General features: G+C 75.9%; 25 protein-coding genes and 1 tRNA gene. 10 read left to right on the top strand and 16 right to left on the bottom strand.

Annotated elements, in window-relative coordinates; genetic code table 11:
• Nucleotides 1-459: 459 nt before the first annotated feature.
• The 3 genes from BM414_RS02460 to BM414_RS02450 form a co-directional block, all read right to left on the bottom strand.
• Nucleotides 460-792 (bottom strand): DUF3263 domain-containing protein, encoded by a 333-nt coding sequence (locus tag BM414_RS02460; protein WP_093577804.1) that lies wholly within the window; start codon nucleotides 790-792, stop codon nucleotides 460-462.
• 86 nt (nucleotides 793-878) lie between these two features.
• Entirely contained in the window at nucleotides 879-1,796 is a 918-nt protein-coding gene (gene rarD / locus BM414_RS02455) for an EamA family transporter RarD (RefSeq protein ID WP_093577911.1), read from the bottom strand.
• A gap of 23 nt (nucleotides 1,797-1,819) precedes the next feature.
• On the bottom strand, nucleotides 1,820-2,248 hold the full coding sequence (locus BM414_RS02450; RefSeq protein ID WP_093577803.1) for a CBS domain-containing protein: 429 nt from the start codon (nucleotides 2,246-2,248) through the stop codon (nucleotides 1,820-1,822).
• A 119-nt stretch (nucleotides 2,249-2,367) separates the two neighbouring features.
• Between BM414_RS02450 and BM414_RS02445 the strand changes: the two genes are divergently transcribed.
• Entirely contained in the window at nucleotides 2,368-2,796 is a 429-nt protein-coding gene (locus tag BM414_RS02445; RefSeq protein WP_175551383.1) for a DUF5313 family protein, read from the top strand.
• A gap of 8 nt (nucleotides 2,797-2,804) precedes the next feature.
• Here BM414_RS02445 and BM414_RS02440 read toward each other — a convergent pair whose 3' ends face one another.
• Together BM414_RS02440 and BM414_RS02435 are read right to left on the bottom strand one after the other, a co-directional pair.
• The gene (locus BM414_RS02440) at nucleotides 2,805-4,727 is read right to left on the bottom strand and encodes a serine/threonine-protein kinase (protein ID WP_093577802.1); all 1,923 of its coding nucleotides are present in this window, start codon (nucleotides 4,725-4,727) and stop codon (nucleotides 2,805-2,807) included.
• A gap of 92 nt (nucleotides 4,728-4,819) precedes the next feature.
• Nucleotides 4,820-4,895 (bottom strand) — tRNA-Thr (locus tag BM414_RS02435).
• A 56-nt stretch (nucleotides 4,896-4,951) separates the two neighbouring features.
• Between BM414_RS02435 and BM414_RS02430 the strand changes: the two genes are divergently transcribed.
• Nucleotides 4,952-5,296, top strand: a complete 345-nt coding sequence (locus tag BM414_RS02430) for a DUF2695 domain-containing protein (RefSeq protein WP_175551382.1) — start codon at nucleotides 4,952-4,954, stop codon at nucleotides 5,294-5,296.
• On the opposite strand, the gene BM414_RS02425 is transcribed toward BM414_RS02430, so the two are convergent.
• On the bottom strand, nucleotides 5,251-5,979 hold the full coding sequence (locus BM414_RS02425) for a hypothetical protein (protein WP_093577800.1): 729 nt from the start codon (nucleotides 5,977-5,979) through the stop codon (nucleotides 5,251-5,253). The genes BM414_RS02430 and BM414_RS02425 overlap by 46 nt on opposite strands.
• 149 nt (nucleotides 5,980-6,128) lie before the next feature.
• On the opposite strand from BM414_RS02425, the gene BM414_RS02420 reads away from it, so the two are divergent.
• The 3 genes from BM414_RS02420 to BM414_RS02410 all read left to right on the top strand — a co-directional run bounded on the left by BM414_RS02420 (nucleotide 6,129) and on the right by BM414_RS02410 (nucleotide 9,598).
• On the top strand, nucleotides 6,129-6,905 hold the full coding sequence (locus BM414_RS02420; protein ID WP_093577799.1) for an ABC transporter permease: 777 nt from the start codon (nucleotides 6,129-6,131) through the stop codon (nucleotides 6,903-6,905).
• Between the two features lie 103 nt (nucleotides 6,906-7,008).
• Nucleotides 7,009-8,271, top strand: a complete 1,263-nt coding sequence (locus tag BM414_RS02415; RefSeq protein WP_245784414.1) for a S1C family serine protease — start codon at nucleotides 7,009-7,011, stop codon at nucleotides 8,269-8,271.
• Between the two features lie 61 nt (nucleotides 8,272-8,332).
• A complete protein-coding gene (locus BM414_RS02410) occupies nucleotides 8,333-9,598 on the top strand; it encodes a DUF445 domain-containing protein (protein ID WP_245784413.1) in 1,266 nt (421 codons plus the stop codon).
• A gap of 91 nt (nucleotides 9,599-9,689) precedes the next feature.
• Here the strand turns inward: BM414_RS02410 and rlmB are convergent, their stop codons facing one another.
• Genes rlmB through BM414_RS02385 form a run of 5 tightly spaced genes read right to left on the bottom strand, consistent with a single transcriptional unit; the run spans nucleotide 9,690 to nucleotide 13,767 of the window.
• Nucleotides 9,690-10,667, bottom strand: coding sequence for a 23S rRNA (guanosine(2251)-2'-O)-methyltransferase RlmB (rlmB, locus tag BM414_RS02405; protein ID WP_245784412.1), 978 nt, complete (start codon nucleotides 10,665-10,667; stop codon nucleotides 9,690-9,692).
• On the bottom strand, nucleotides 10,649-12,052 hold the full coding sequence (cysS, locus tag BM414_RS02400) for a cysteine--tRNA ligase (RefSeq protein ID WP_093577798.1): 1,404 nt from the start codon (nucleotides 12,050-12,052) through the stop codon (nucleotides 10,649-10,651). The genes rlmB and cysS overlap by 19 nt, the downstream gene beginning before the upstream one ends.
• 25 nt (nucleotides 12,053-12,077) lie before the next feature.
• On the bottom strand, nucleotides 12,078-12,578 hold the full coding sequence (gene ispF, locus BM414_RS02395) for a 2-C-methyl-D-erythritol 2,4-cyclodiphosphate synthase (RefSeq protein WP_093577797.1): 501 nt from the start codon (nucleotides 12,576-12,578) through the stop codon (nucleotides 12,078-12,080).
• A complete protein-coding gene (gene ispD, locus BM414_RS02390) occupies nucleotides 12,575-13,252 on the bottom strand; it encodes a 2-C-methyl-D-erythritol 4-phosphate cytidylyltransferase (RefSeq protein ID WP_093577796.1) in 678 nt (225 codons plus the stop codon). The genes ispF and ispD overlap by 4 nt, the downstream gene beginning before the upstream one ends.
• A 32-nt stretch (nucleotides 13,253-13,284) precedes the next feature.
• Nucleotides 13,285-13,767: a CarD family transcriptional regulator gene (locus BM414_RS02385; RefSeq protein WP_012946870.1), complete on the bottom strand. Its 483-nt coding sequence runs from the start codon at nucleotides 13,765-13,767 to the stop codon at nucleotides 13,285-13,287.
• Between the two features lie 121 nt (nucleotides 13,768-13,888).
• Here BM414_RS02385 and BM414_RS02380 point away from each other — a divergent pair, with 121 nt between their 5' ends.
• Nucleotides 13,889-14,743, top strand: a complete 855-nt coding sequence (locus BM414_RS02380; RefSeq protein WP_245784411.1) for a UbiA family prenyltransferase — start codon at nucleotides 13,889-13,891, stop codon at nucleotides 14,741-14,743.
• Between the two features lie 18 nt (nucleotides 14,744-14,761).
• On the opposite strand, the gene BM414_RS29020 is transcribed toward BM414_RS02380, so the two are convergent.
• From BM414_RS29020 to BM414_RS02365, 3 genes are all read right to left on the bottom strand, one after another.
• The gene (locus tag BM414_RS29020; protein WP_175551381.1) at nucleotides 14,762-15,784 is read right to left on the bottom strand and encodes a hypothetical protein; all 1,023 of its coding nucleotides are present in this window, start codon (nucleotides 15,782-15,784) and stop codon (nucleotides 14,762-14,764) included.
• Nucleotides 15,781-16,401: an RNA polymerase sigma factor gene (locus BM414_RS02370; protein ID WP_093577795.1), complete on the bottom strand. Its 621-nt coding sequence runs from the start codon at nucleotides 16,399-16,401 to the stop codon at nucleotides 15,781-15,783. The genes BM414_RS29020 and BM414_RS02370 overlap by 4 nt, the downstream gene beginning before the upstream one ends.
• 75 nt (nucleotides 16,402-16,476) lie before the next feature.
• A complete protein-coding gene (locus BM414_RS02365) occupies nucleotides 16,477-18,042 on the bottom strand; it encodes a cryptochrome/photolyase family protein (RefSeq protein WP_093577794.1) in 1,566 nt (521 codons plus the stop codon).
• A 105-nt stretch (nucleotides 18,043-18,147) separates the two neighbouring features.
• Here BM414_RS02365 and BM414_RS02360 point away from each other — a divergent pair, with 105 nt between their 5' ends.
• The 3 genes from BM414_RS02360 to disA all read left to right on the top strand — a co-directional run bounded on the left by BM414_RS02360 (nucleotide 18,148) and on the right by disA (nucleotide 21,486).
• Nucleotides 18,148-18,852, top strand: coding sequence for a copper chaperone PCu(A)C domain-containing protein (locus BM414_RS02360; protein WP_093577793.1), 705 nt, complete (start codon nucleotides 18,148-18,150; stop codon nucleotides 18,850-18,852).
• Between the two features lie 75 nt (nucleotides 18,853-18,927).
• Nucleotides 18,928-20,301: a DNA repair protein RadA gene (gene radA, locus BM414_RS02355; protein WP_093577792.1), complete on the top strand. Its 1,374-nt coding sequence runs from the start codon at nucleotides 18,928-18,930 to the stop codon at nucleotides 20,299-20,301.
• Between the two features lie 96 nt (nucleotides 20,302-20,397).
• The gene (disA, locus tag BM414_RS02350; protein WP_093577791.1) at nucleotides 20,398-21,486 is read left to right on the top strand and encodes a DNA integrity scanning diadenylate cyclase DisA; all 1,089 of its coding nucleotides are present in this window, start codon (nucleotides 20,398-20,400) and stop codon (nucleotides 21,484-21,486) included.
• 49 nt (nucleotides 21,487-21,535) lie between these two features.
• Here the strand turns inward: disA and BM414_RS02345 are convergent, their stop codons facing one another.
• The gene (locus BM414_RS02345; protein WP_093577905.1) at nucleotides 21,536-22,225 is read right to left on the bottom strand and encodes a MucR family transcriptional regulator; all 690 of its coding nucleotides are present in this window, start codon (nucleotides 22,223-22,225) and stop codon (nucleotides 21,536-21,538) included.
• Between the two features lie 77 nt (nucleotides 22,226-22,302).
• On the opposite strand from BM414_RS02345, the gene BM414_RS02340 reads away from it, so the two are divergent.
• Complete coding sequence (locus BM414_RS02340) at nucleotides 22,303-23,178, top strand: HhH-GPD family protein (RefSeq protein ID WP_093577790.1); 876 nt, start codon at nucleotides 22,303-22,305, stop codon at nucleotides 23,176-23,178.
• A gap of 102 nt (nucleotides 23,179-23,280) precedes the next feature.
• Here BM414_RS02340 and BM414_RS02335 read toward each other — a convergent pair whose 3' ends face one another.
• On the bottom strand, nucleotides 23,281-25,824 hold the full coding sequence (locus BM414_RS02335) for an ATP-dependent Clp protease ATP-binding subunit (RefSeq protein ID WP_093577789.1): 2,544 nt from the start codon (nucleotides 25,822-25,824) through the stop codon (nucleotides 23,281-23,283).
• Nucleotides 25,825-25,836 lie beyond the last annotated feature (12 nt).

Raw genomic sequence — 25,836 nt, 5'->3', positions numbered from 1 at the left:
CGGGAGCCTGCCGCGTGGCGCCACCGGCCGGCACCGGCGAGGGGACCCGCGGGCGGCTCGCCGGGGCGGGCTCCGCGGGCCGCGACCGGGCGGCCGGCGCCTCGGGTTGCGGGGCACGCGACCGCGCAGCCGGGCGGGCGGGCGCCGCCGCGCTGACGGGCCGGCCGGTGACCAGGCGTCGCCGGCCCGTGTCGTCGCCGTTCAGGGCGTCCCGCCGGCGGTCGGCGCGGCTGCGGCCGGGCGTCGTGGGGTGGTCGCTCAGTTCGGGCGCAGGCGTCGGCGGAGGGGTCGGCGCAGGCGTGACAGTGGCGCCGGCGCCCGGGTGCGGCGCCGTCGGGAGGTCGGGCGCGGGGGCGGCAGCGGGCTGGTCGGTCCGGCGTCGACCGCCGCCCACCGGGGCTGACGGCCGGTCCGGTTGGTCACCACCTGGCGCCGCATGCCTGCCCACGGTGACCAAATCTAGAGGGCGGAGGAGCCCTTGCCCAGCAGGTGAGGCGAACGGCGCTGGCGCCGGGCGCTGCGCAGGCGGCGCAGACGGCGGACCAGCAGGGGGTCTGCGGCGAGTGCTGCCGGGCGGTCCACCAGCGCGTTCAGCACCTGGTAGTAGCGGGTCGGCGGGACGCCGAACTGCTCGCGGATGGCCGTCTCCTTGGCACCGGCGTGGCGCCACCACTGCCGCTCGAAGGCCAGCATCTCGTGCTCGCGCCGGGTCAGGCCCGCGGGCTGCGCGGGGCCCTCACCGGACGCCGTGCCCCCGGGCGGGGAGACCGCGGGAGCAGGGTCGGGGGTCATGGTCGTGTCCGTTCGATCGGGGGGAAGCCGTCACCCAGAACGGTAGGCCCAGGGGGTGACAGACACAGCCCGAACGCGCGGGCGGATCAGACCGCGGCCGGCACCTGCTCGGCTCCCGCCCGCCGGTGCGCGGCGCGCGCCGCCCGCAGGCCGTCCACGGTGAAGACCGCCAGGGCCGCCCACACGATGGCGAAGCCCACCAACCGCGCCGGCGGCATCGGCTCGTGGAACACGAAGACGCCCAGCGCCAGCTGCATGAGCGGGGTGACGTACTGCAGCAGGCCGACGGTCGACAGCGGGATCCGCCGGGCGGCCGCGGCGAACAGCAGCAGCGGCACCGCGGTGGCGATGCCCGAGGCCACGAGCAGCAGCAGGTGGCCGGTGCCGGCCGAGCCCGCGGTCCCCCGCCCGGTGGCCTGCAGCACGCCGAGGAGCACCAGGGCGGGGAGGAAGGCCACCGCCGTCTCCACGAACAGCCCCGGCGCCGCCTCCACCCGCACGAGCTTCTTGAGCAGGCCGTAGCTGCCGAAGGTGGCGGCCAGGGCCAGGGCGATCCACGGGGGCCGGCCGTGGTCGACGGTCAGGACGACGACCGCCACGGCGGCCAGCCCGACGGCGGCCCACTGCAGCGGCCGCAGCCGCTCGGCGAAGACGACGACGCCGAGCAGCACGCTGACCAGCGGGTTGATGAAGTACCCGAGCGAGGTCTCCACGACGTGGCCGGAGTTGACGCCGTAGACGAACACCAGCCAGTTGGCGGCGATGAGCACCGAGGCGCCGGCGAGGACGAGCAGGGTGCGCCGGTCGGTGACCGCCGCACGCACGAGCGGCCACCTCCGCAGCACGGTCAGCAGCAGCGCCACGAACAGCAGCGACCACACGATGCGGTGGGCGACGATCTCCACGCCGCCGGCCGGCTCGAGCAGCGGGAAGTACAGCGGGAAGACGCCCCACAAGCCGTACGCGGACAGCCCCGCCGCCGTCCCCAGCCGCCGCTCGTCCACGGCGGGCACCGTACGCCGGGGGCTCAGGCCTGGATGTAGTCCACCAGGTGCGCGCGCTCCTCCTCGAGCTCGTCGAGGCGGGCCTTGACGACGTCGCCGATCGAGACGATCCCGAGCAGCCGGCCGTCCTCGACGACGGGGACGTGCCGGACGCGGTGGTCGGTCATCGTGCGGGCGAGGTCGTGCACCGAGGCACCGGGCACGCAGGTGCGCACGTCGACGGTCATCAGCGCCGACACCGGCCCGTCGAGGACGCCCGGCCCGGACGCGTGCAGGGCGCGGACGACGTCGCGCTCGGACACGATGCCGTCGACCGCATCGCCGCCCGCGGAGACGACCAGTGCGCCGACGCCGCGCTCGGCGAGCACGGCCAGGGCGTCACGGACCGATCGGTCGGGCGCGATGGTGGCCACGTCGGGGCCCTTGTGGCGGAGCAGCTGGGCGATCTGCACGGACGCCCTCCCTCTCTCGGCGGCTGGAGTCTCCACCCGCCGGCGCTCCCGGACAACCGGCTCCGTCCCCGTCTTCCGGGACCGGCGCCGGACTGGACACGGGGGCCTACCGTCGAGGTGTGCGCACCCAGCACGCCGCACCCGCGACGTCCCGCCCCACGCCCCTGCAGTGGCTCCGCTACGCCTTCGGCGGCGGGCTGCCCCGGGCCCTCGCGCCGTGGGTGCTGTCGGACACCACGCGGGCCGGCTGGGTGCGCCGGCACGTCGTGCGGTCGCTGGTGCAGCTCTCCCCGCTGGTCGTGATCTGCCTGGTCGCCGTCCCCGTGGGGATGGGCTACCGGCTGACCGCGGCGTTCGGGGGCCTGATGGTGGGGCTCATGTACTCGCTGGCGTTCATGGTGGAGACCACCGAGCACCGGGTCGCCAAGGCCGGTTACCCCGCGGGCACCGCGGCGCGGGTGCGCGAGGAGCGCGCCGAGCGCACGCGGGAGGCCCGCGCCGAGCACCGCCACCCCTACCGCGTGGGCGGTTCCGGCAGCTTCGACTAGAGCGGGGGTCACCGCACCAGCCGCACGAGGACGGGGACGGCGGCGTCCCGGAACGCCGGCTCCACCCGCCCCTCCTGCCCGAGCAGCTCGAGCAGACCGGCGGCCCGGTTCCCCAGGTCGTAGACCGGCAGCGCCGGCATGCCGCGCAGCGCCTCGAGGACGTCGTCGGCGGCGGGGCCCACGGCCTCCGGGTCCGCCTCGGCCCGCTCCAGGAGGCCGGCCAGGTCCTCCAGGGGCGCCGGGTCGGCCAGCTCGCGCAGCGTGGGGAGCACCGCCTGCGCCGCGGCGTCGGTCAGCCGGCCCTGCGCCGCGGCGGCGGTCACGGTCTCCAGGAGGGCCGCGGCCTCGGCGGCCGTCCGGTCACCGGGCACCTGGTGGTCGAGCCCCCACAGCCCGTCGAAGAGCGCCGCTCCGTCCGGACCCGCGGCGAGCGGGTCCAGGTCGAGCGCGGCCACCAGGTCGACGAGCCGGTCGGGCCGGACGACGTCGCCGAGGACCTGCCCGACCTGCCGCGCGACCGCGGGAGCCAGGTCGCCGGCCCGGGACGCCTCGTCGACGGCCGCGGCCGTGGCCAGGGCGGCCGAGCGCTGCCCGGGTCCGTCCAGCGACTCGATGCGCCGGAGGTCCTCGACCAGACCACCGGCTCCCGGTCCCACGGCGGCGGGGTCACGCGCCACCAGCTCGGCGAGGGCGGGGATCGTGGCGCTGAGCTGCTCCGCCGGGGTCCCCTCAGGAGGCGGTGGCAGGGTCGCGCCGACGGTGGCCGGTGCGCTCGAGCCCGGCGGCTCCGCGACGCCGCTGCCGGACGGGTCGGCACCGCCCCGGACCGTCACGAGGACCACGGCGAGCAGGACGGCCGCCGCCAGGCCGGCGAGGACCAGCGCGCGCCGGCGGTACCGCACGGGGGCGCGGTGGCTGGTGTGCAGCGGGACACGGGCGGCGCCGTGGCGGGCGGGCGCCGCCGGAGGGACCGGCGGGGGTGGGGCGACGACGGGGTCGGGAGCCACCACGGGCAGCACGGCGGTGCGGGTGACGAGGTCCGGGACGACGGCGTGCAGCGGCTGACCGGCCGGCGCGGTCCCGGCGGCCCGCGACGTGGCGACCGCGCCCAGCGCCTGCTCCAGCTCCCGCGCCCCGATGCGCCGCGCGGGGTCCGGCTCGAGCATCCGGGCGAGCACCGGCTGCAGGTCGCCGGCGCGGGCGGAGGGGACGTGCCCGCCCCGCACGACGGCGGCCAGCGTCCCCCGGGCGTCGTCGCCCTGGTAGGGCGGTCGGCCCTCCACCGCGGTGGAGAGCGTCGCGCCCAGCGACCAGGTGTCCGCGGCGGGGCCGGGCGCCTCGCCGCGGGCGACCTCCGGGGCGCAGTAGCCCGGCGAGGCGACCACGAGTCCCGCGCCGGTCAGGACGGCGTCCCCGGCCCGGTGAACGACCCCGAAGCCGGTGAGCAGCGTGCGGCCCGGCGAGCCGTCCGACGGCGTGCTGAGCAGCACGCTGCCGGGCGTGACGTCCCGGTGCAGGAGACCCCGCTCGTGGGCCGCCTCGAGGACGCCGAGCACGGCGAGCCCGACCAGCGCGGCCCGCTGCGGCGACAGGGGTCCCTCGCGCGCCAGCACCTCGGACAGCCGCGCGCCCGGGACGTCGGGCTGGACGACGGAGGTGACCGCCCCGTCGTCCACCACGTCGAGGACGGCCAGGCAGCCGGGGTGGTCGAGCTCCGCCACGGCTCGGACCTCCTGCAGGCAGCGTTGACGGCCGGCGGCGCGCGCGGCCTCGGGCCAGTCGTCCGGGAGGCGGACCTCCCGCAGGGTCACCCTCCGCCCGAGGACGACGTCCTCCGCGCGCCGGACGACGCCCGTCCCACCGGCGCTCACCTGTTCACCCGGCTGGTAGCGCCCGGCGATGAGCTGCCCGTCGTCCGCTGCTGGGACCATCCGGCACCGGTACCCGGTCCGACCAGCGGGTACGCGGCCGACGCGGGCGCCGCTGCGTCACCGCGCGCTGACAGCGAGCACCCGCGCGGGTGTGGAGCCGACGGGGGGACTCGAACCCCCAACCGCCCGATTACAAGTCGGGTGCGCTACCAGTTGCGCCACGCCGGCGGGACGGCACCACGATAGGGGTCGACTGGGGGGCCCTCCCTGCCGATGCTGACGGCGTGGCACCGATCGACGACCCGGCCGGGCTCCTGCCGCTCGATCGGACCCAGCTGGACGCACTGCGCGAGCACCTCGACGCCGTGATCGCGGCAGGGGGCTGCGACCGGACCCACCGCGCCACCGACGCGTGGGCCGCCGGGCACGGCATCGCCCTCGACCGCCTGCACGAGTGCCTCGAGGAGTTCGGCGGTTTCTGCGACTGCGAGGTCGTGATGAACGTCGACCCCGGCGCCGTCTTCGAGGAGGCGACACCCGAGGCGACCCGGGTGGCGGCCCAAGAGGCGGCTCAGGTGGCGGCTCAGGCGGCGTCGGGCCCCGCGGCCGCCGGCCCCTCGGCCAGGTAGCCGGCCGGGTCGCTGCCCGGCAGCGGCCCCTCGGCCAGCCAGCGGGCGAAGCCGGCCGGGTCGCGGCGCTCGAGCTCGTCCAGGGTGTCCTGGCGGCGCCGGACGATCGACTGCCGTGCCGCCGGGTCCAGCCGGCCGGCGAGGGCCGCCGTCGTGCCCAGCCACTCGCGGCCCAGCGCCGCGGTGGTCAGGGTCGACACCGGGGGCAGGAACGTCACCGTGTTGCCGGGCTCGCCCGGGCGGACGCCGGCCACCGGCCGCTGCGGCCCCGGCGCGGTGAGCCGGCCGCCGGCCGGGAGGTCGTCGGGTCCCACCGGCCGCGCCGGGGAGCCGGCGCGCAGCAGCCACAGACCCAGCGCGCCGACGGCGAGGACCGCACCGGCCAGCGCGGTCAGCGCGGCCCCGCCCAGCACCGCGGTGCCCGACAGGAACAGCAGTACGCCGACGGTGGCCGCGCCGGTGCGCCAGGCCGCCTCCAGCGGCGTGCGGCGCGCCTGCCCACCGGCCTCGGCCAGGGACTCGCGGGCCACGCCGCCGGCCAGGCAGGCGGTGACCACCGCGGCGAGGCCCACGGCGAGCAGTCCGGGAGGTCGCAGGGCCAGGCCACCGATCCCGGCCACCGCGATCGCGGTCACGCCGGCGAGGCCGACGAGCAGGCGGGCGGGCAGACCGCGGGTGGACACGAGCAGCCTCCAGGAGAGCAGGCCGGGCAGGAGGGCCCGTCCGCTCCGGGGGAGCGACCGGGCTCCCCCTATACCCAGCCACCGTCCGATCGCACACGGTGGTCGGCGTGTCGCCGGCCGCCGCGCGGCGGACGGCAGGATCGGCGGCCGTGGGTGCCTCCGTCGTCGAGCTCGGCCCGCGGCTGGCCGTCGTCCTGGTGCTGCTCACGGGCCTGGCGGCGGCCGGCGGGCGGCTGTCCGGGCTGGGCCAGGAGCGGCCGGTGGTCGTCGCGGCGCTGCGGGCCACCGCGCAGCTGGCGGCGGTGTCGGCGGTGCTGCTGGCCGTCGTCCGCTCGCTGTGGCTGTCGGCGGCGTTCGTGCTGCTGATGGTCACCGTCGCGGCGGTCACGGCGGCCGGGCGGGTGAGCGGCCTGCCGCTGCGGGCGCCCGGCGCGCCCCGCCGGGTCGCCGCGGCGGCCCTCGCGGTCGCCGGCGGCGCGCTGCCCGTGGTGCTGCTGGTCCTGGCCAGCGGGACGGTGCCGCTGCGCGGGGAGGCGGTCGTCCCGGTCGCCGGCATCCTCGTCGGCGGCGCGATGACGGCGACGTCGCTGGCCGGGCGGCGGCTGCGCGAGGAGCTGACCACCCGCCGCGGCGAGGTGGAGGGGGCGCTGGCACTGGGCCTGCTTCCCCGCGACGCCGTCCTCGAGGTCGCCCGGCCGTCGGCGGCCACCGCGCTCCTCCCGCCGCTGGACCAGACCCGCACGGTGGGCCTGGTGACCCTGCCCGGCGCCTACGTCGGCGTGCTGCTCGGCGGCGGGAGCCCGCTGGCCGCCGGCGCCGCCCAGCTGCTGGTCCTGCTCGGCCTGCTCGCCGTCGAGGTCGCGGCGATCTGGCTGGTCACCGAGTTGGTCGCCCGCGGGCAGGTGCTGTGCGGGCTCCCCCGCTGACGCCTCCAGACGACTCACAGGCGCTCCCCAGGGCCCGGCCAGTCGCCGCGCCGAAGGTGGTCCCCAGAGCGGCGGACGACCGCCCAGGAGGAGGACCAGGACAGTGAACGGACACCCGTACCCGGACCCGGCGCGGCAGCCGAGCGCTGCGACCCCGGGCTGGACCCCGCCGCCCGGCGACTCCTGGTACCCGCCGGCCGGAACCGCGACGGCGATCCTGCCGCCGATGGCGCCTCCCCCGGTGCCGGCGCCGGAGAGGCGGCGCGCCGGGCGGCTGCGGATCGGCGTCGCCGGGCTGTTGGCCGGTGCCCTCGTCGGCGGCGGCACGGGAGCCGGCGTCGTCGCCCTCACCGACGGCGGCGGCACCAGCGGCGGCACGACCCCCTCGGCGCAGTCGGTGGTCATCCGGGACCCCGAGAACGCGACCGCGGTGACCGCCGCCGCCGCGAAGGCCGCGCCGAGCGTCGTCACCGTGTACGTCACCAGCGGCTCGGGCTCGGGCAGCGGTTCGGGCGTGGTGCTCTCCGACGACGGCTACGTGCTCACGAACGACCACGTCGTCACGCTGGACAGCAGCACCGACGGCGCGACCGTCCAGGTGCGCACCTCCGACGGCACGCTCTACGACGCCACCGTCGTCGGCACCGACCCGACGTCGGACCTGGCCGTCATCCGGCTCCAGGGCGCCAGTGGGCTGACCCCGGCCACCTTCGCCGACTCCGACGACGTGCAGGTCGGCGACCTCGCCGTGGCGATCGGCGCGCCGCTGGGCCTGTCCGACACCGTCACCGACGGGATCATCAGCGCGACCGACCGGGCGGTGGCCACCGGCTCGACCCAGGACGACGCCACGGTGATCGACGCCCTGCAGACGGACGCGGCCATCAACCCCGGCAACTCCGGCGGTGCGCTGGTCGACGCGGCCGGCGAGGTCGTCGGCATCAACACCGCGATCGCCTCCGTGGCCTCCGGGGCGCCCGGCTCGTCGTCGCAGAGCGGCAACATCGGCGTCGGGTTCGCCATCCCGAGCAACACCGCGAAGCGGATCGCCGACGAGATCGTGCAGACCGGGTCGGCCACCCACGCCGTCCTCGGGGTGAACGCCCAGACCGCCGGCGCCGACGGCTCCAGCGAGGTCGGCACGGGCGCGCAGGTCGTCCAGGTGCAGCCGGGCGGCGCGGCCGAGGACGCCGGGCTGCAGGCCGGCGACGTGGTGACCGCGGTCGGCGACCGGGCGGTCACGAGCTCCACCGAGCTCACCGCCGCGATCCGCGGCTCCGCCCCCGGCGACACGGTCCGGCTCACCGTCGAGCGCGGCGGGCAGACGACCACGGTCGAGGTCACCCTCGGCAGCAGTGCGGGCTGATCCCCTCCGGCCCGGGACGGCACCCTCCCCCGCCTCTAGGCTGGGGAGGGTGTCGTCGTCCGTGAGTGCCCCACTGGCCTCCTCGCTCGACGACCCGGAGCGCGCCGCGGGCCTGCGGCGGATGAAGCGGCTGGCCACCAGCCTCTTCCTGGTCGCCGCGGCCGTCTTCCTCGTCTGCGTGCTGCTCGGCGAGGAGACCGGCCCCTGGGTCGGCTACGTGCGGGCCACCGCCGAGGCCTCCATGGTCGGCGCGCTGGCCGACTGGTTCGCCGTCACCGCGCTGTTCCGGCACCCGATGCGGATACCCATCCCGCACACGGCGATCATCCCGCGCAAGAAGGACCAGATCGGCGCCAGCCTCGGCGCGTTCGTCGAGGAGAACTTCCTGACCCGGGCCGTGGTCGAGGACAAGCTGGCCACCATGGACGTCCCCCGCCGGCTGGGCGACTTCCTGGCCGCGCCCGGCCGCGCCGAGCGGCTGGCCGCCGACGCCTCCGCCGCGCTGGCCGGCCTCACCGACCTGCTGCGCGACGACGACGTGCAGGAGGCGGTGTCGGGCCTGGTCGACCGCAAGCTGCACGAGACGCCGGCCGCACCGGTCCTCGCCCGGGTGCTGGAGCTGGTGGTCGACGGCGACCGGCACCAGGAGGTGCTCTCGGCGGCGCTGCGCTACCTCGCCCGCTTCCTCGAGGAGAACCGGATCGTCTTCCGCGCCCAGCTCGGGGACGCCTCGCCGTCCTGGGTGCCCGACTGGGTCGACGACCGGGTGTTCGACCGCATCTTCGCCGCGCTGCAGGGCTTCCTCGAGGAGGTCGGCGCCGAGCGGGACCACGAGCTGCGCCGGGTCTACGACGCCCGGCTGCGCGAGTACGTGCACCAGCTGCGGACCGACCCCGACACCGCGGCGCGGGTCGAGGCGTTCAAGAAGGAGCTGCTCGAGCACCCGGCGGTGCGCACCTGGTCCTCGTCGCTGTGGACCAACGCGAAGACCGCGTTCCTCACCGCCGCCGCCGACCCCGACTCCCGCCTGCGGGCGCGGATGGCCGGGCTGGTCCACGACGGCGCCCGGCTGCTGCAGACCGACCCCCGGGTGCGCGAGCGGGTGCAGCGGCAGTCGGTGCGGGTGGCCGGCTACCTGGTCGAGCGCTTCGCCGGCGACGTCGCCGAGGTCGTCGGCGCCACCGTGGCGCGCTGGGACACCGAGGAGACCAGCCGGCGCATCGAGCTGCAGGTCGGCCGCGACCTGCAGTTCATCCGCATCAACGGCACCGTCGTCGGCGGCCTGGCCGGGCTGGTCATCTACACCGTCGCCCAGCTGCTCGGCTGAGTCGCAGCTCCTCCTCCCGCCGAGATCGGCGGTCTCGTACGCGAACCGGCCCGGAGCCGTACGAGATCGCCGATCTCGTCCGGCCGGGGGATCAGCCGCGCGCCTGGGCCGTGGCGTAGAGGGCGATGCTCGCGGCGACGCTGACGTTGAGGGACTCGGTGTCGCGGGCGATCGGGATGCGCACGACGACGTCGCAGCGCTCGCGCACCAGCCGCGAGAGCCCCGCGCCCTCCGCGCCGACGACGAGGGCCACCGGGTCGGCCAGGCCGTCGTAGTCGGCCAGGTCCATGTCGCCGTCGCCGGCCAGGCCCACCGTCTGCAGCCCGGCGTCCTGGTAGGAGGCGAGCGCGCGGGCGAGGTTGACCGCGCGGGCCACCGGCAGCCGGGCGGCCGCGCCGGCGCTGGTGCGCCAGGCCGAGGCGGTCATGCCGACCGAGCGACGCTGCGGCACGACGACGCCGTGCGCGGCGAACGCGGCTGCCGAGCGCACCACCGCGCCGAGGTTGCGCGGGTCGGTGACGCCGTCCATGGCCACCACCAGCGGCGGGCGGCCGGAATCGCGGGCGACGTCGAGCAGGTCGTCGGGGTGGGCGTACTCGTAGGGCGGGACCTGCAGGCCGATGCCCTGGTGCAGCGCCCCGCCGGACATGCGGTCGAACTCGGCCCTGCCGACCTCCAGCAGCGGCAGCCCCCGGTCGCCGGCGAGCTGGACGGCCTCGGCGATCCGCTCGTCGGTGGTCGCGCGGCTGTCCCCGGTGACGACGTACAGCGCGGTCGCCGGGATGCGCGCACGCAGCGCCTCGACGACGGGGTTGCGGCCGAGGAGCAGCTCCGGCGTCTCCTCGGCGCGCTGGCGGCTGCGGTCGCGGTCGGTCCGGCGGCGGGCGTCGGCCTGCGCCTTGCGCTGCGCCGGGTGGCCCTTGCGCATCTCCGCCGGCGGCGTGGCCCCCCGGCCGGCCAGGGACCGGCGGTTCTTGCCGCCCGTCCCGGCGGTGGCGGTCTTCTTGCCGGCACCGCTCGTGCGGCCGCGGCGCTGGCTGTTGCCGGCCATCAGCGGGTCAGCTCCCATCGGGGTCCCTGCGGGGTGTCCTCGACCTGTACGCCGAGGGCGGTGAGCTGGTCGCGCAGCGCGTCGGCCGCCGCGTAGTCCTTGCGGGCGCGGGCGGCCTGCCGCTGCTCGAGCGCGAGCCGCACGAGGCCGTCGGTCACCCCGGCGAGCCGGTCGTCGGTGCTGCCGCCGGCCGCCCAGTGCGGGTCGAGCGGGTCCAGTCCGAGCACGCCGAGCATGCCGCGCACCGCGCCGAGGGCCTCGGTCAGCGCGGCGTCGTCGCCGTCGGCCAGGGCGGTGTTCCCGGCCCGGACCGCGTCGTGCACGACCGCGACGGCGGCCGGCGTGCCCAGGTCGTCGTCCATCGCCTCGCGGAAGGCCGCCGGCAGGCTGGTCGGGGTGTCCCGGCCGGCCCGCTCGGCGGCGCGCTGCACGAACGACTCGATCCGCCGGTAGGCGGCACCGGCCTCGGCCAGCGCGGCGTCGGTGAACTCGACGGTCGACCGGTAGTGCGGCGCCACGAGGTAGTAGCGGAGCTCGACCGGCCGCACCCGCCGGACCACCTCGTCGACCAGCGCGGTGTTGCCCAGCGACTTGCTCATCTTCTCGCCGCCGAGGGTCACCCAGCCGTTGTGCATCCAGTACCGGGCGAACGGGTCGCCGGCGGCCCGCGACTGGGCCTGCTCGTTCTCGTGGTGCGGGAAGCGCAGGTCCAGCCCGCCGCCGTGGATGTCGAACGTCGGCCCGAGGTACCGCCCGGCCATCGCCGAGCACTCCAGGTGCCAGCCGGGCCGGCCGCGCCCCCAGGGCGTGGGCCAGCTGGCGGTGTCCGGCTCGCCGGGCTTGACCGCCTTCCACAGGGCGAAGTCGCGGGGGTCGCGCTTGCGGTCGTCGGTGTCGGTGTCGGCGGCGGGCTCGAGGTCCTCCACCTTCTGGCGGGTCAGCGCGCCGTACTCCGGGAAGGAGCGGACGTCGAAGTAGACGTCGCCGTCCACCGCGTAGGCGTGCCCGCGCTCGACGAGCCGCTCCACGAGCGCCACCATGTCCGGGACGTGCCCGGTGGCGCGCGGCTCGTAGGTGGGCGGCAGGACGCCGAGGACGTCGTAGGCGCGGGTGCAGGCCAGCTCGTTGGTGTACGCCCACGCCCACCACGGCACGCCGTGCTCGTCGGCCTTGGCGAGGATCTTGTCGTCGATGTCGGTGACGTTGCGGACGTAGGTGACCTCGAGGCCGCCCTCGGTCAGCCACCGGCGCAGCACGTCGAAGGCGACGGCGGCGCGCACGTGCCCGACGTGCGGGGGGCCCTGCACGGTGAGCCCGCACACGTACACGGAGGCCTGCCCGGGACGCAGGGGCGTGAAGTCCCGGACCGCGCGCGCGGCCGTGTCGTGGAGGCGGAGGGTCACTGCGCGGAGTCTACGGAGCGCACCGTCAGCCCGGCGCGGAGTCCACGGACCCCTCCCGGACGACCAGGGCCGTCGCCAACGCCGCCCGACCCTCGCCGCGGCCGACCAGCCCCAGGCCGTCGGTGGTGGTGGCCGTGACGCTGACCGGGGCGCCCAGGGCGGCCGACAGCGCCGCCTCCGCCTCGGCCCGCCGCGGGCCGAGCTTCGGGGTGGGCGCCACGAGCTGCACGGCCGCGTTGCCGACCCGCCACCCGGCGGCGGCCAGGGTCTCCCGGACGTGCTCCAGGACGGCGATCCCACGGGCACCGGCCCAGCGCGGGTCGTCGGTACCGAGCAGCCCGCCGATGTCCCCGAGACCGGCGGCCGACAGCACCGCGTCGGTGAGCGCGTGGGCGACGACGTCGCCGTCGGAGTGCCCGGCGCACCCGTCGGCGCCGGGCCAGGACAGGCCGGCCAGCCAGCAGTCCCGGCCGGTCTCGACCGGGTGCACGTCGACGCCGAGGCCGACGCGGGGCAGGTCGGTCACGACGACCCGAGGGGCACGGCGGCCAGCACCTCGGCGATGCGCAGGTCGTGCGCGACGGTCACCTTCGCGGCGCGCTCGTCGCCGGCCACGGTGGCCACCGGGATGCCGTCGGCGCGCACGACGGCGGCGTCGTCGGTGAGCTCGGCGGCGTCGTCGAGGGCGGCGTAGGCGGCCACCAGGACGGCGCGGTGGAAGCCCTGCGGCGTCTGCACGCGGCGCAGCGGCCCGCGGGGTACGGCCTCGGTGACGGTGCCGGCCGCGTCGACGACGACGGTGGTGTCGACGACCGGCAGCACCGGGACGACGGCGGGGGCACCGGCCGCCAGCGCGGCCAGGACACGCGCCACGACGTCGGGCGGCGTCAGCGGGCGGGCGGCGTCGTGCACGAGGACGGCGTCGGCGGCGGTGCCGGCCGCGGCCAGGCCGGCGCGGACCGAGGCGGTGCGGGTGGCGCCGCCGTCGACGAGCCGGACGCCGCCGGGCAGGACCGCGGCGAAGGCCTCCCGCTCGGCGGCCGGAACGACGACGACGACCTCGCCGACCCCGCCGGCGAGCAGGGTGTCGACCGCCCAGGCGACCAGCGGGCGGCCGGCGAGCTCGACCAGCGCCTTCGGCCGATCGGCCCCCAGACGCGAACCACTCCCGGCCGCTGCGACGATGCCGACAGCGGACACGGGAGTGGTCCGGTGGTACGAGGGTGCGGAGCTCAGCTGGCGAGGACCTCGTCGAGCAGGACCTCGGCCTTGTCCTCGTTGGTGCCCTCGGCGAGCGCGAGCTCGCTCACCAGGATCTGGCGGGCCTTCGACAGCATCCGCTTCTCGCCGGCGGACAGGCCGCGGTCCTTGTCGCGGCGCCACAGGTCGCGGACGACCTCGGCCACCTTGTTCACGTCACCCGAGGCCAGCTTCTCGAGGTTGGCCTTGTAGCGGCGCGACCAGTTGGTCGGCTCCTCGGTGTGCGGGGCCCGCAGGACCTCGAACACGCGGTTGAGCCCGTCCTGCCCGACGACGTCGCGGACCCCGACGATCTCTGCGTTGTCGGCCGGCACGCGCACGGTCAGGTCGCCCTGGGCGACCTTCAGCACGAGGTAGGCCCTCTCTTCACCCTTGATGACCCGCGTCTCGATCGCCTCGATCAGAGCGGCACCGTGGTGCGGGTAGACGACGGTCTCGCCGACAGTGAAGCCCATGTGTGTTAGACCCCTTTCGCTGCCCCAAGGTTAGCACGGCAGACTGACGGCCGGAACGGCAGGCCGATGGATATCCGCAGGTCAGAGGCCTGATGAACTCTCGGGGAGGGGTTGACAGGGCGTGGTCGGTGTGCGTGCGCGGGCCTCCCGGAGGCCGTCGGTCCGGGCGCTCGTCCTGGCCACGCACGCGCCGCCGGCGGTCGCGGTCACCCTCGTCGCCACCCTGCTGGCGGTGACCGCGCAGGTGTCGCCGGGGCGCGTGGTCCTCGTGGGGCTGGCCGTCCTCGCAGGTCAGGCGTCCATCGGGTGGAGCAACGACTGGCTCGACGCCGACCGCGACCGCGCCGTCGCGCGGGCCGACAAGCCGGTCGTGCAGGGCGCCGTCGACCCCGCGGTGCTGCGCTCGGCGGCCCTCGCCTCGGCCGCGGCAGCCGTCGTCCTGTCGCTGCTGCTCGGGTGGGTGCCCGGTCTGCTGCTGCTGGTCCTGGTGGCCAGCGGGTGGGCCTACAACGCGGGGCTCAAGCGCACGGCGGCCTCGGGGCTGCCCTACGTCACCGGGTTCGGCGCGCTGCCGGCCGGGGTGGTGGCCGCGGCGCCCGGTGTGCCGGCCGCGCCGTGGTGGCTGCCGGCCGCCGGCGCGGCGCTGGGAGCCGCGGCACACCTGGCCAACGTCGCCCCCGACATCGCCGACGACCTCGCCACCGGGGTGCGCGGGCTGCCGCACCGGCTGGGCCCGCGCGTCTCGGCGGCCGTGGGGGCGGTGCTGCTCGGGACGGCGTCGCTGGTGCTCGTGCTCGGCCCGGCCGGCCAGCCCGCGTGGTGGGGCTGGGCCGGGCTGGTGCTGGCGGTGCCCGCGGTGGCGATCGCCGCCCTGGCGGGGACGGCCCGCTTCCGCCGGCTGGCGTTCCCGGCGGTGATGCTGCTGACCGTCCTCGACGTGGTGCTGCTGCTGGCCGGCGGGGCCGCGCTCACCTGAGCGCAGCCCCGCCGCGGGTCACTTCCGGCCGTTGCCGTTGCCGTTGCCGCCGCCGTTGCCCTGGCCGCCGTTCCCGTTCCCGTGGCCGTTGCCCTGACCGCCGTTGCCGCCGGTGCTGCTCGTGGCGGCCGGCGCGGGGGCCGGCTCCTCGACGACGGGCTCCTCGACGACCGGCGCCGGCGTCGCGGGCTCCTCGACCACCGGCTCCTCGGCCGGGGGCTCCTCGACCACCGGAGGCGTGACGCCCTGGCGGGTCACCTGACGGGCCTCGTTGCGCGCGTGCGCCATGGCACTGACCTGCTGACCGATCCCGGAGCCGGTCGTCTCGGCCGCCCGCTTGAGGGCGTGCACGAGGTGACCGAAGGGCTGCCCCTCGTCGAGGCCGGCGAGCGGGTCCTCCTCGCTGCCGTCCCCGTCCCCGTCCTCGTCCTCGGTCCCGGTGGCCTCGTCGCCGGTGTCCGTGCCGTCGTCGCCGGTGCCGGTGCCGTTGCCGGTGCCTGTGCCGGTCTCGGTGCCGGTCCCGGTGTCCGTGCCGGTGTCGGTCTCGGTGTCCGTGTCGATGTTGGTCTCGGTGTCGGTCCCGGTGCCGGTGCCGGTCTCGGTGCCGGTGCCGGTGTCGGTGCCGTCGACGGCGACGCTGTCGCTGCTCTCGGCGATCGAGGGGGTGTCGTCGGGCAGGACGACGGCGGTGGCGCCGGCCGTCAGCGCGACGGCGACGGCGCCGGTCGCGGCGGCGGCCTTGGCGGCGATGCCGGCGGCGGCGAGCTTGGCGGTCAGGGTGCTGAGGAGCATGCGGGGTCTCTTCCGTGAGGCCCGGGCGGGGTGCCCGGTCGTCCGCGTGGACGGTTCCGACTGGTCGGTGAGCGGACCGGTCGCCAGGAGCTCGGCCAGGGCCGCGTTCGGCCGTCCCGGCGCGGAGGCGGAGGACCGGACCGCGTCGGCGAACGCGGCCAGGTACTGCTCACCCCCGGGCACGGGGCGGCCGGCGAGGCAGGCCTCGAGGGCCTCCTCGGCGGACCGGGCATCGGCTGGCGTGGTCATCTCGCCCCCGTCATCGCCGGGCGGGCCCGCAGGGGTGCGCGGCCCGTCGTCGTCTCCCCCGTCGGGGTGGTCCCCGCGGGCTCCAGTTGCTCGCGCAACCGGTGCAGCCCGCGCCGCTGCAGCGCCTTGATCGAGCCCACCGAGCGGCTCATCACGCCCGCCACCTGCTCCACGGTGAGGTCGGCCAGCACACGCAGCAGCAGGACCGAGCGCTGGTCCTCCGGCAGCCCGGCACACAGCCGGTGCACCGCCTCGGCGCCCAGCCGGGTCAGGACGTCGTCCTCCACGTCGCCGCCGGCGACCTCGGGGAGCATCTCCCCGCCGCCGTCGGCCAGCTGGGGCCGCCGGCTGCGCCGCCGCAGGTCGTCGACCAGCCGCCGGTGGGCGATGGTGAACACCCACGACCGCAGCCCCGCCTCGTCGCCGGTGAACCCGGGCAGCCCGCGGAAGACCGCGAGGAACGTCTCGCTGGCCAGGTCGTCGGGGTCCGGGGCGCCGTGCAGGCGCAGGTACCCGGTGATCACCGGGGACAGGTCCCGGTAGAGCACCTCGAAGGCCCACGCGGCACCCGCCCGGGCCGCCGCGAGGACGTCGTCGAACGCCGGTCCCACCGCCATCCGCACCTCCCGTGCCGTCCCCCGTGCGGGAGAGGCATCGGCAGGTGGAGGGCCGGACTGGACCGGCGCCACCCGTCAGGGTGCCGACGTGCCCCGGGCGGCCTCCTGCTCGACGACCAGCGGCAGGTCCTTCAGCCGGTCCAGGCCCTGCAGCGGACGGCGCATGCGCTGGTTGCCGGCCAGCCGCTCGCGGTTGCGCTCGAGGAAGGCCCAGTAGCCGGCGGTGTACGGGCAGGCGTCGTCGCCGAGCCGCCGCTTCGGGTCGTAGGGGCACCCGCCGCAGTAGTCGCTCATCCGGTCGATGTAGGCGCCACCGGCGGCGTAGGGCTTGGTCGCCAGCGCCCCGCCGTCGGCGTGCTGGCTCATCCCGACGACGTTGGCGACCATCACCCAGTCGTAGCCGTCGACGAACGTGCGGTGGAACCAGTCGGTCATCGCCAGCGGGTCGATGCCGCGCTGCAGCGCGTAGTTGCCGAGCACCATCAGCCGCGGGATGTGGTGCACCCAGCCGTCACGGCGCAGGTCGTCCAGGACGTCGGACAGGCACGCGGCGTCGACGGCGGACCCGTCGAGCTCGGCCATCCACCCCGGCACCGGCTCGGTGGCGCGGAGGAAGTTGGCGTGCCGGAAGTCCCGGCCCAGGTGCCAGTACATGTGCCAGATGTAGTCGCGCCAGCCCATGACCTGCCGGACGAAGCCCTCGACGCTGTTGAGCGGCAGCGGCTCCCCGTCCGCGGCGGCCGCGCGGGCGGTGTCCTCGGCGGCGTGCACGACCTCCAGCGGGTCGAGCAGGCCGAGGTTGATCGCCGGCGACAGCAGCGAGTGCGCCAGCCAGCGCTCGCCGGCGAGCATCGCGTCCTCGTGCGGGCCGAAGGCGCCCAGCCGCGAGCGCAGGAAGTCGTGCAGCCGGGTGATCGCCTCCTCGCGGGTGACCGGGAACAGCCGGCGGCCGTCGTCGCCGACGAAGGAGACCTCGCCGTCGGCCTCCCAGCGGTCGAGGTCGGCGCGCACCTGCTCGTCGATCTCGTCCTCGGTCGGCCACCAGGGCTCCGGCGCCGGGGACCGGCCGTCCGCCGGCGCGGGCTCGCGGTTCTCGTGGTCGAGGTTCCACGTGCCGCCCAGCGGCTCCGCGCCGTCCATGAGGACGCCGAGGCGCCGGCGGGCGTCGCGGTAGAAGTCCTCCATCAGCAGCCGGCGCCGCCCGCGTCCCTCCGCCCAGCGCGCGAACTCGCCCTGGCTGCTGACGAACCCGCGCGCGGCGAGCACCTGCAGCCCGGGACGGCGCAGCACGTAGTCGCGGCTGCTCCAGGTGGTGGGCGCGCACACGCTCACCGGCTCGTCGTAGCGGTCCAGCGCCTCGGCGTAGGTGGTGACCTGGTGCAGGTGCGCCTGGTCGCCGAGCTCCGCGGCGCGGTGGCGCAGCGCGGAGAGCACCAGGTGCGCCTTCTGCCGGTGGAACCGCCGCCGCGCGAACACCGCCTTGGACTCGATGAGCAGGACGGGCTGGTCCGGCGCGTCGAGGAAGTGCGGGCCCAGCTGGTCGGCGAAGGTCCAGCGGCGGGTGGCCGGGGACCGCTCGGGGAAGTCGGCCAGGGCAGGGTCGCGCTCCGCGGCGCCGCCACCGGGTCCGGGGCGCACCATCGGCCTCACCTCCCGGCGGACATCGTGGGGGGACCGTTAGGCTCGGCGCGACTCGGGCCATCGAAGACACGGTGGCCGGCACGTGCTCGCTGGAGGTCGACCGCTGTGAACCGCGCGCTGCGCGCCGCCGTGACTGGTGCCCTCGTCCTCAGCCCGGTCGCGCTCGGCGCGTGCAGTGGCGGACAGGTCACCCAGACCGGCACCCAGGACCGCGACAAGGTCGGCCCCCAGGCGCAGGTGGAGGACATCCTGCTGCGCCAGGTGCTGCTCGCCTACCCCGAGGGCGGCCGGTACGAGGAAGGTGACGACGCCGAGCTGATCATCTCGATCATCAACGCCTCGAACGCCGACGACACCCTCACCGGCATCGAGGGCGAGGGCTTCGACGGCGTGCTGGTCGCGGCGACCGGCCCCACCCCCTCGCCGTCGTCACCGGCGGGCGACCAGCCCACGGCCACCCCGACGCCGGGCACCACCGGCGCCACCCCGGGGTCCTCCCCCTCCGCGCCCGCCGCGCCGAGCGCGACCCCCTCGGCGAGCAGCACGCTCTCGCTCGACCTCCCCGCCGACACCGCGCTCTACATCGGGCGCGAGGACGGCGCCACGATCACGCTGCAGGACCTCGGCGAGGAGCTGACGCCCGGCCAGACGCTGACCGTCACGTTCTCCTTCGAGCAGGCCGGCGAGATCACCACGCAGGTGCTGGTGGCCGGCCCGGAGGAGGCCATCGAGCGCCCGGAGCCCTTCAACTTCGAGGAGGGCACCGAGCAGGAGAACCCGGAGAGCGAGGAGGACACCGAGGCGGAGTGACGCCTCGTCAGCCTCCTGCACCTCCCCGTCCGCGCCTCCCCCGGGAGTGTCGGTGGCCGCACCTACCGTGGCGGCGTGCCCCCCTCCGGAGTGAAGTCCGCCCGTCCCGCCCACCGCTGCACCGAGTGCGGCTACGCGTCGGCGAAGTGGATGGGCAAGTGCCCGGAGTGCCAGGCCTGGGGCACCCTGCAGGAGGTCAGCGCCCCGGCGCCGGCCCTGCGCGCGGTCGCCGCGGGCCCGGTCACCGCGCCGGCCCGCCCGATCGCCCAGGTCGAGCTCGCCGGCGCCCGTGCGGTCCCCACCGGGATCGCCGAGTTCGACCGCGTCCTCGGCGGCGGCCTGGTCCCCGGCGCCGTCGTGCTGGTGGCCGGCGAGCCCGGGGTGGGCAAGTCCACGCTGCTGCTCGAGGTCGCCCACCGGGTCGCGGCGGCCAACGGACCCACGCTCGTGGTCTCCGGCGAGGAGTCCGCCGCGCAGGTCCGGCTGCGCGCCGAGCGGATCGACGCGCTGCACCCCCGGCTGTACCTGGCCGCCGAGACCGAGCTGTCGGCCGTCCTCGCCCACGTCGAGCAGGTCGCCCCCTCGCTGCTGGTCCTCGACAGCGTGCAGACCGTCCGCTCCCCCGCCGTCGACGGCACCGACGGCGGCGCCAGCCAGGTCCGCGCGGTCGCCACGGCGCTGGCCGCCGTCGCCAAGTCCCGCGGGATGACCACGATCCTGGTCGGGCACGTCACCAAGGACGGCGCCATCGCCGGCCCCCGGGCCCTGGAGCACCTGGTCGACGTCGTGGTGTCCTTCGACGGCGAGCGGCACTCCACGCTGCGCCTGGTGCGGGCCACCAAGAACCGCTTCGGCCCGGCCGACGAGATCGGCTGCTTCGAGATCGGTGACGGCGGCGTGGTCGGGGTCCCGGACCCGTCGCACCTGTTCGTGTCCCGCCGCACCGCCTCGGTGCCCGGCAGTTGCGTCACCGTGACCATGGAGGGCAGCCGGCCGCTGCTCGCCGAGGTGCAGGCGCTGGTGGCCACGAGCGCCGGCGGCGGTTCCCCGCGCCGGGCGGTCAGCGGGCTGGACTCGCAGCGGGTCGCGATGGTGAACGCCGTCGTCGAGCGACGGGGTGGTGTCCGCCTGGCCGACGCCGACGTCTTCGCCGCCTCGGTCGGCGGCGTGAAGATCGCCGAGCCCGCGGCCGACCTCGCGCTGGCGCTGGCCATCGCCTCGGCGTCCAAGGACACCCCGCTGCCCGAGGGCATGATCGCGCTCGGCGAGGTCGGGCTGTCCGGCGAGATCCGCCGGGTCGGCGGCACCGGCCGGCGGCTCGCCGAGGCGGCCCGCCAGGGCTACCGGCTCGCGTTGGTGCCACCCGACGCCGGCCAGGCGCCGCAGGGCATGCGGCTCATGGAGGTCCCCGACCTGGGCGCCGCGCTCGCCGGGCTCTTCCCCGGGTGAGCGCGGTCCCCGCGTCTGCCACCCCCCGCTCGCGACCGGCGGGCCCGCGTGCCACGTAGACTCAGCCGCCGTACCACGACGACGTCAGGAGCGCCCGTGCCCCCCGCTGTGGACTCCGAGGTCGCCCTGCGCGAACTCCTCGGCCGCATCGCCCCGGGGACCGCGCTGCGCGACGGCCTGGAGCGCATCCTGGCCGGCCGCACCGGCGCGCTGATCGTGCTCGGCTACGACCGGGTCGTGGAGTCCATCTGCACCGGCGGCTTCGCCCTCGACGTCGCACTGTCGGCGACGCGGCTGCGCGAGCTGGCCAAGATGGACGGCGCGGTCATCCTGTCCTCCGACGGGCTGCGCATCGTGCGGGCCGGCGTGCACCTGATGCCCGACCCGACCGTGCCCACCGAGGAGTCGGGCACCCGGCACCGGACCGCCGAGCGGGTGGCCGTGCAGAGCGGCTTCCCGGTCATCTCGGTCAGCCAGTCGATGCACATCATCAGCGTCTACGTCGCCGGACGGCGCTACACCCTCGAGCACCCGACGACGATCCTCGCCCGCGCCAACCAGGCCCTGGCGGCGCTGGAGCGCTACAAGCTGCGCCTCGACGAGGTCGCCAGCACCCTGTCGGCGCTGGAGATCGAGGACCTCGTCACCGTCCGCGACGCGATGAGCGTCAGCCAGCGGCTGGAGATGGTGCGTCGCATCGCCGACGAGATCGAGGGCTTCGTCGTCGAGCTGGGCACCGACGGCCGGCTGCTGGCGCTGCAGCTCGACGAGATGCTCGCCGGCGTCGAGGAGGACCGTGCGCTGCTGGTGCGCGACTACCTGCCCGCCGCGGGCACCCGCCGGCCACGCACCATCGAGGACGTGCTCACCGACCTGCGCACGCTGTCGGCCACCGAGCTGCTCGACCTGTCCGCCGTCTCCCGGTGCTACGGCCTGCCCACGTCGGCCGACGCGCTGGACTCCCCCGTCAGCCCGCGCGGCTACCGGCTGCTGGCCCGGGTGCCGCGCCTGCCGGCCGCGATCATCGACCGCCTGGTCGACCACTTCGGCGGCCTGCAGAAGCTGCTGGCGGCCACCATCGAGGACCTGCTCGCCGTCGAGGGCGTGGGTGAGGCCCGGGCCCGGGGCATCCGCGAGGGCCTGTCCCGGCTGGCCGAGACCTCGATCCTCGACCGCTACAGCTGAAGCAAGGACCCCGTCCTCCTCGTCCCCCACGAGCTCGGGACGGGGCCGGTCAGGTCACCTGGAGCACGGCGTCGGGGCTGGTCTTCGCATCCAGCCGGGCGCGCACCACGTACTGACCCGGCGCCACCGCCACCCGCGGCGCGGTGCAGCTCGGCTCGCTGGTCAGGCCGCTCCACGTCAGCGGGAACACCACCTGCTCGCCGGGCGCCAGCGTGCGCGTGTCGGCGCTCGTCTCGGGCTGGCAGTCGTTGCTCCCCCACACCCGCGTGCCCGCCGCGTCGAGCAGCACCATCTCCTGCAGCTGGGCGTCCAGCACCCGCGTGCACGGCACCGCCGCGGTGTTCGTGACGACCAGCTCGAGCGTCGGCGAGGACCCCGCGGCGACGGTGCCGGGCGTGCGGACCTCCAGCGCGACGACGTCGTCGGAACAGGGCGCACCGGCCTCCTGGACCGGGGCGGCCGGGGGCACGGGCTCGGCCGGTGCCGCGGTGGGCGGCGGCGTGGGGGTCTGGACGCCGGCCAGCGACGGGACCACCCGGTCCAGCGCGGGCGGCTCCGCGGCGGACGACGACGACGCGGCCTCGGAGGTCCCGGCGGCCGACGCGGTCCCCTCCGAGCCGGTCAGCAGCGCCACCCCGAGCCAGCTGCCGCCCCCGAGGACGGCCACCAGCAGCACGAGCACGAGCAGCCGCCGTCTCCAGTAGACGGCGGCCGGCAGGGGCCCGACCGGGTGCAGCACGAAGGCGACCGTAGTCGGCACCGCCAGGCCGTCCCGAGGGGGCACGCCGTGGTCCGGGCCGGGCACACTGGTCCCCCGTGAGCAGCACGGCCGGACTGGGGGACGCCCTCGTCGACTGGTACGACACCGCCGCCCGCAACCTGCCCTGGCGCCGGCCAGGCGTGGACCCGTGGGCGGTGCTCGTCAGCGAGGTGATGCTGCAGCAGACCCCGGTGGCCCGGGTCGAGCCGGTGTGGGCCGCCTGGATGGCCCGCTGGCCGACGCCGGCCGACCTGGCCGCGGCCTCACCGGCGGAGGTCATCCGCATGTGGGGGAAGCTCGGCTATCCGCGCCGGGCCCTGCGGCTGCGCGAGACCGCCGTCGCGCTCACCGAGCGGCACGGCGGCGCCGTCCCGGCCGACGTGGCGGCCCTGGAGGCGCTGCCGGGCATCGGCACCTACACCGCCCGGGCGGTCGCCTGCTTCGGCCACGGGACGCCCCAGCCGGTGGTGGACACCAACGTGCGGCGGGTGGTGGCCCGGCTGGTGCACGGCCGCGCCGAGGCCGGGACCGCGCGCCCCTCCGACCTCACCGACGTCGCGGCGCTGGCGCCGGCCGGCCGGGAGCGGGCGTGCCGGTTCTCGGTGGCGGCGATGGAGCTCGGCGCCCTGGTCTGCGTGGCCCGCACGCCGCGCTGCGCCGTCTGCCCGGTGCGGGACCGCTGCGCCTGGCGGCTGGCCGGGTCACCGGCGCACGACGGTCCGGCCCGCCGGGTGCAGCGCTTCACCGGGACCGACCGCCAGGTGCGGGGGCGGCTGCTGGACGTCCTGCGGGCCGCTGAGGGGCCGGTGGCGGCGTCCTCGCTCGACGAGGCCTGGGACGACGCCGCGCAGCGCTCGCGGTGCCTGGACTCGCTGCTGGCCGACGGGCTGGTCGAGCAGACCCCCGACGGCCGCTTCGCACTCCCCGCTTGAACGCCCTCCGCCTGGACGCTCCCCGCCGGACGCCTTCCGCCCGGACGCGACAGGGGCCGCCTCCCTCGCGGGAGACGGCCCCTGTCGGGTCCTGCTAGGGGATCACTCGCCCTTGGTGAGCGAGGTGCGCCCGTCGCCGTCCTCGTCGTCGCCGACGGCCAGGGCCACCGGCGGCGTGTCGGGCAGGTCGATCGGCTTGGGCTCGCCGCGGAAGGTGAACTTCGCGGTGGGGCCCTCGCCCTCGACGTCGACCACGATGATCTGACCGGCGGTCAGCTCGCCGTAGAGGATCTTCTCCGACAGCGCGTCCTCGATCTCGCGCTGGATGGTCCGGCGCAGCGGCCGGGCGCCCAGCACCGGGTCGAACCCGCGGTGGGCCAGGAGCTTCTTGGCCTCCGTCGTGATCTCCAGCGACATGTCCTTGTTCGCCAACTGGCCCTCGACGCGGGCCACCATGAGGTCGACGATCTCGATGATCTCGTCCTCGGTCAGCTGGTGGAACACGACGATGTCGTCGATGCGGTTGAGGAACTCCGGCCGGAAGTGCTGCTTGAGCTCCTCGTTGACCTTGAGCTTCATCCGCTCGTAGTTCGACTGGGTGTCGTTGCCGACCTGGAAGCCCAGACCCACGGCCTTGGAGATGTCCCGCGTACCGAGGTTGGTCGTGAGGATCAGGATCGTGTTCTTGAAGTCCACGATCCGGCCCTGACCGTCGGTGAGCCGGCCGTCCTCCAGCACCTGCAGGAGCGTGTTGAACACGTCCGCGTGCGCCTTCTCGATCTCGTCGAAGAGGACCACCGAGAACGGCTTGCGCCGCACCTTCTCGGTCAGCTGGCCACCCTCGTCGTAGCCGACGTAGCCGGGAGGGGCACCGACGAGCCGCGACACGGTGAACCGGTCGTGGAACTCGCCCATGTCGATCTGGATGAGGGCGTCGTCCTCTCCGAACAGGAACTGCGCGAGCGCCTTGGCCAGCTCGGTCTTACCGACACCCGAGGGGCCGGCGAAGATGAACGAGCCACCGGGGCGACGCGGGTCCTTGAGGCCCGCGCGGGTGCGCCGGATCGCCTGGCTGACGCTCTTGATGGCCTCTTCCTGGCCGATGATCCGCTTGTGGAGCTCGTCCTCCATGCGGAGCAGACGGGTCGTCTCCTCCTCGGTGAGCTTGAAGACGGGGATGCCGGTCCAGTTGGCCAGCACCTCGGCGATCTGCTCGTCGTCGACCTCGGCGACGACGTCCATGTCGCCGGCCTTCCACGCCTTCTCCCGCTCGGCCTTCTCGGCCAGGAGGGTCTTCTCCTTGTCGCGCAGCGACGCGGCCTTCTCGAAGTCCTGGGCGTCGATCGCCGACTCCTTCTCGCGGCGGATGCCGGCGATCCGCTCGTCGAACTCGCGCAGGTCCGGGGGCGCGGTCATCCGCTTGATCCGCATCCGGGCACCGGCCTCGTCGATCAGGTCGATCGCCTTGTCCGGCAGGAAGCGGTCGGAGATGTAGCGGTCGGCCAGCGTCGCGGCGGCGACGAGGGCGCCGTCGGTGATGCTGATCCGGTGGTGGGCCTCGTAGCGGTCACGCAGGCCCTTGAGGATCTCGATCGTGTGGGTGAGCGTCGGCTCGCCCACCTGGATCGGCTGGAAGCGCCGCTCGAGGGCAGCGTCCTTCTCCAGGTGCTTGCGGTACTCGTCGAGCGTGGTCGCACCGATGGTCTGCAGCTCACCGCGGGCCAGCATCGGCTTGAGGATGCTGGCGGCGTCGATCGCGCCCTCGGCGGCACCGGCACCGACGAGGGTGTGGATCTCGTCGATGAACAGGATGATGTCGCCGCGGGTGCGGATCTCCTTGAGCACCTTCTTGAGGCGCTCCTCGAAGTCACCGCGGTAGCGCGACCCGGCGACGAGGGCGCCGAGGTCGAGGGTGTAGAGCTGCTTGTCCTTCAGCGTCTCGGGGACCTCGCCCTTGACGATCGCCTGGGCCAGGCCCTCGACGACGGCGGTCTTGCCGACGCCGGGCTCGCCGATGAGGACGGGGTTGTTCTTGGTCCGCCGCGAGAGGACCTGCATGACCCGCTCGATCTCCTTGGCCCGCCCGATGACCGGGTCGAGCTTGGAGTCGCGCGCGGCCTGGGTCAGGTTGCGGCCGAACTGGTCGAGTACGAGCGAGGTCGACGGCGTGCCCTCCGAGGGCCCGCCGGCCGCGGCCGGCTCCTTGCCCTGGTAGCCGGAGAGCAGCTGGATGACCTGCTGGCGGACACGGTTGAGGTCGGCCCCGAGCTTCACGAGGACCTGGGCGGCGACGCCCTCGCCCTCGCGGATCAGGCCGAGCAGGATGTGCTCGGTGCCGATGTAGTTGTGGCCGAGCTGCAGCGCCTCGCGCAGCGACAGCTCGAGCACCTTCTTCGCCCGCGGCGTGAAGGGGATGTGCCCGGACGGGGCCTGCTGGCCCTGACCGATGATCTCCTCGACCTGCTGGCGGACACCCTCGAGCGAGATGCCGAGGGACTCGAGGGCCTTGGCAGCGACGCCCTCACCCTCGTGGATCAGGCCCAGGAGGATGTGCTCGGTGCCGATGTAGTTGTGGTTGAGCATCCTGGCCTCTTCCTGCGCCAGGACGACCACCCGTCGGGCTCGGTCGGTGAACCGTTCGAACATCTGCTGCTTCTC

The sequence above is a fragment of the Geodermatophilus amargosae genome, from assembly GCF_900116515.1.
Taxonomy (GTDB): domain Bacteria; phylum Actinomycetota; class Actinomycetes; order Mycobacteriales; family Geodermatophilaceae; genus Geodermatophilus; species Geodermatophilus amargosae.
The sequence above is the reverse complement of the archived record's forward strand: the minus strand, read 5'-3'. Positions and strand labels throughout refer to the sequence as shown.